The organism is Rhodococcus jostii NBRC 16295, assembly GCF_001894825.1.
Classification (GTDB): Bacteria; Actinomycetota; Actinomycetes; order Mycobacteriales; family Mycobacteriaceae; genus Rhodococcus_F; species Rhodococcus_F jostii.
The window spans coordinates 1-3732 of the sequence record NZ_BCWY01000194.1; the positions used below are offsets into that span (position 1 = coordinate 1).

Below are 3732 nucleotides of genomic sequence, written 5' to 3' on the forward strand. Positions count from 1 at the left end.
ATCAGCCGATCGGCTGCGGCATCCGGACGGTTCGGTAGCTGCAGCTGATTTCGTCACCGGTGGACGGATCACGCAATGCGACCTTCCAGGAGTCGGCGAACTGGTTCACGCCGTGCCGCATCGAGATCGTCCCCGACACGAGGACTGTCCCCGGCGTGTGCAGTCCCTTCTCGCGAAGGACGTCGAGCCAGTACTTCGGCGCAAGCAGGTCGGCGAGCGTCCCGGTCTGGATCAGGGTGGACGGTTCGCCGTCGCCTTCGCCGACCCATGCCGACAGGGTGATGTCGTCGAGGCGGTCGGCGATGTCGGACAACCGCCAGGCGCGGGACCCGAGAACGTCGGGTGCGGCGTTCTTGCTCCACGCCACGCTGTGTACCTCGAGGTCGCGGTCGGTGTGGTCGCAGGCGACGGTCAGCAGCACGTCGTCCTCGGTGATCACCAGGGCCCACTCGGCCTCTCCCGAGGTCCGCTCGTGCTGGACGAAGACCTCGGTGGTCTGCTGCGCGAGGTAGGGCGAGATGGGGTACATCGCCGGGATGGTCGTGGGCGCCGGTACGCCGAGTTCTGCGAGTTCGGCGATGTGCGACGCGACCTCTTCCTGGTTGCGTCCGGCATAACCGGCGTTGAGGAGGGTGGTGACCTCAACGGTGTCGACGGTGCCGTCCGGCAGGGTGAACGTGAGTTGCGGCATGGGGAGATCTCCTGAAGTTCTGGCCCCGGTTCCCTCTCGAGATCAGGGCGTTTTGTTACTTTCTTGTTTTTTCTGCGCCGAGGGCTTGCGCATACGTCTTGTATACAGCAAGTATGGAGCTGGTACAACGGCGGCGGTGAGCTGAAACACAGAAATACCGGGCCGTGCGGGACCAGAATTCAACCCACAAGGAGTTGTCATGATCGGAGAGTCCACCTCCACCGATGCCGGCAGGTCGGCACCCGTAGACAGGAAGGGACTGGCGAAAGCTTTCGCCGCCAGCCTCACGGGTACCGCATTGGAGTGGTACGACTTCGCGGTCTACTCGGCGGCGGCCGCACTGATCTTTCCGCAGATCTTCTTCCCCGGCAGCGACCCCCTCACGGGAACCTTGCTCGCGTTCTCCACCTACGCCGTCGGCTACGTGGCGCGGCCGATCGGAGGGTTCGTCTTCGGACGCCTCGGCGACGTCATCGGACGCAAACAGCTGCTGGTGATCACCCTGCTCCTGATCGGTGTGACGACCTTCGCGATCGGCCTGCTTCCCGGCTACGACCGGATCGGTATCGCGGCACCCGCCATTCTCGTGATCCTGCGGTTCGCGCAGGGCGTGGCGGTCGGCGGAGAGTGGGGCGGCGCCGTCCTCCTGTCGAGCGAATACGGCAACCCACGCCAACGCGGCTTCTGGTCATCCGCAGCTCAAATAGGCCCTCCCGCAGGAAATCTGATGGCCAACGGAGCGCTCGCGCTCCTCACCATCTCCATGACCGAGGCCCAATTCGAGTCCTGGGGATGGCGGCTCGCCTTCCTCCTGTCCGCGCTACTCGTCGGCTTCGGCCTGTGGATTCGCCTGAAGCTCGAAGACACCCCCGTCTTCAAGGCCCTGCAGGAGTCCGGCGACCGCGCCGAAGCCCCCATCCGCGACGTGCTCACCAAGCAGACCCGGCCACTGGTCGCCGCGATCCTGTCGCGGATCGCCCCGGACGTGATCTACGCGCTGTTCACGGTCTTCGCGATCACGTACGGCACCCGTGAACTCGGCTTCGAGCGTGGCGAAGTGCTCACCGCCATCCTGATCGGCTCGGCATTCCAGCTGGGCCTGATCCCTCTCGCCGGGGCACTGTCGGATCGCATCAACCGCCGCCTGGTCTACGCCGTCGCGGCCGTCGGCGGTGTCGTCTGGAGCGCCCTCTTCTTCCTCGTCATCGGTGGCGGATCGTTCCCGCTGCTCATCGTCGGGATAGTCGTCGGGCTCGCGTTCCACTCGTTCATGTACGGACCCCAGGCGGCGTTCGTCACCGAACAGTTCACCGTCGCGTTGCGCTCGACCGGCAGTTCACTCGCCTACACGATCGCCGGCGTGTTCGGCGGCGCGATGGCACCGCTGATCTTCACCTACCTGCTGAGCCGGACCGAAAGCTGGGTGCCGATCGCCGGCTACGTGCTGATCGTCGGAGTGCTGACCCTGATCGGTCTCGCACTGGGGCGCAACCCCGACCCCACCGAGGACGAGCACTACGCACTGCTCGCCAGCGAGAACGCTAGGCACGCAAGAGAATCTGAAGCGTAACCTCGAGATGAGTGTTGATCTTCTCGTGCACCAGGCTCTCGTCGCCGGCTTCGAGCGCGTCGATGATTGCCTGGTGCTCGGCGCACACCCGATGTTGCCGATCGGACACACTGAAGAGCGCCGTCAGACCGACCCGGAGCTGGCGCGCCCGGAGTCCGGAGTAGGTGCGCGAGAGCAACTCGCTCCCGGCCGAATCGATGAGGCACTGATGGAAACGGCCATCCCAGTCGATGAAGGCACGGGCCGCTTCCGCGCTCGGATCGGTCGTGAACGCTTCCTGCTCCGCCAGCGCCGAACGCATCGCGTCGATGGGCACCCGCCCCGACTCGAGGGCGCGGCTGGCGGCGTGACGTTCGAGGACACCGCGCAACTCCATCAGTTCCGCGATCTGCCGGCCCGACATCGCGGGGACGTGCGCCCCGCGCTTGGGCACCATTTCGACGAGGCCCTCCGCCTGCAGCATGAGCAGCGCCTCACGAACGGGAGTGCGGGACACCCCGATCCGCGTCGCGAGTTCCTGTTCGTTGAGAAAGGAACCGGTGGCCGCCGGCGACGTCAGCACCTGATCCCTGACGTACAGATAGGCCTTCTCTCGACCCGACAACTCGACAGCTGGACCCTCGGTCCCACCCATTTCTTGCATACAACATGTATACACCATTTCACCAGCAGCTAGGAGCAATATAGTGACGCTACGCATCAGCCTCGCCCAGATCACCAGTTCGACCGACCCCGAGGCCAACCTGGCAGCGATCGACAAGCAGGTGGCGGCCGCCGTGGACGCGGGGTCGCGGCTGGTGGTGTTCCCGGAGGCCACCATGCAACGGTTCGGCGGACCGCTCACCCACGTCGCGCAACCGCTCGACGGGCCGTGGGCCGACGCCGTCCGTGAGTGCGCCGACCGAGCCGGCATCACCGTGGTCGCCGGGATGTTCACCCCCTCCGACGACGGCAGAGTGCGCAACACACTGCTCGTCACCGGCGGGGGCGTCGACACGCACTACGACAAGATTCATCTCTACGACGCCTTCGGCTTCGCAGAATCCGACACGGTCGCACCGGGAACCGAGCCGCTCGTCGTCACCGTCGACGGCGTCGGAGTCGGCATCGCCACCTGTTACGACATCCGCTTTCCCGGGCTCTTCCAGACGCTCGCCGATCGCGGTGCGGACCTGACCGTGGTCGCCGCGTCCTGGGGCAGCGGCCCCGGCAAGGTCGACCAGTGGACGCTCCTCGCCCGGGCACGCGCCCTCGACTCCACGGCGTTCATCGCCGCCTGCGATCAGGCCGACCCGGCAGCATCCGGCGAGGTAGTCGCCGACACGACGCCGCTCGGCGTCGGTCACAGCATCGTCGTATCACCCACGGGAACTGTTCTGGGCCAACTCGACTCGGGCCCGGGGATGCTCACGGTAGACATCGACACGGACGTCGTCGCGCAGGTGCGAAAGACGTTGCCGGTCCTCGCCAA

Annotated in this window: 4 protein-coding genes; 2 read left to right on the forward strand and 2 right to left on the reverse strand. The window is 66.0% G+C overall.

The window, feature by feature from the left end; all coding sequences use genetic code 11:
* Position 1: 1 nt before the first annotated feature.
* Positions 2-691, reverse strand: a complete 690-nt coding sequence (locus RJ1_RS44550; RefSeq protein WP_073371095.1) for a DUF2848 domain-containing protein — start codon at positions 689-691, stop codon at positions 2-4.
* Positions 692-890: 199 nt separating this feature from the next.
* On the opposite strand from RJ1_RS44550, the gene RJ1_RS44555 reads away from it, so the two are divergent.
* The gene (locus tag RJ1_RS44555) at positions 891-2261 is read left to right on the forward strand and encodes an MFS transporter (protein WP_073371098.1); all 1371 of its coding nucleotides are present in this window, start codon (positions 891-893) and stop codon (positions 2259-2261) included.
* Here RJ1_RS44555 and RJ1_RS44560 read toward each other — a convergent pair.
* Entirely contained in the window at positions 2233-2904 is a 672-nt protein-coding gene (locus RJ1_RS44560; RefSeq protein WP_073371101.1) for a GntR family transcriptional regulator, read from the reverse strand. The genes RJ1_RS44555 and RJ1_RS44560 overlap by 29 nt on opposite strands.
* A gap of 43 nt (positions 2905-2947) precedes the next feature.
* On the opposite strand from RJ1_RS44560, the gene RJ1_RS44565 reads away from it, so the two are divergent.
* Positions 2948-3732: carbon-nitrogen hydrolase family protein (locus tag RJ1_RS44565; RefSeq protein WP_073371104.1), on the forward strand; the 785-nt coding region annotated here is incomplete at its 3' end.

Bases quoted from the DNA above. Each gene is read 5' to 3' on its own strand.
- RJ1_RS44550 (WP_073371095.1), bottom strand. From the start codon at position 691: ATGCCGCAACTCACGTTCACCCTGCCGGACGGCACCGTCGACACCGTT.
- RJ1_RS44555 (WP_073371098.1), top strand. From the start codon at position 891: ATGATCGGAGAGTCCACCTCCACCGATGCCGGCAGGTCGGCACCCGTA.
- RJ1_RS44560 (WP_073371101.1), bottom strand. From the start codon at position 2,904: ATGCAAGAAATGGGTGGGACCGAGGGTCCAGCTGTCGAGTTGTCGGGT.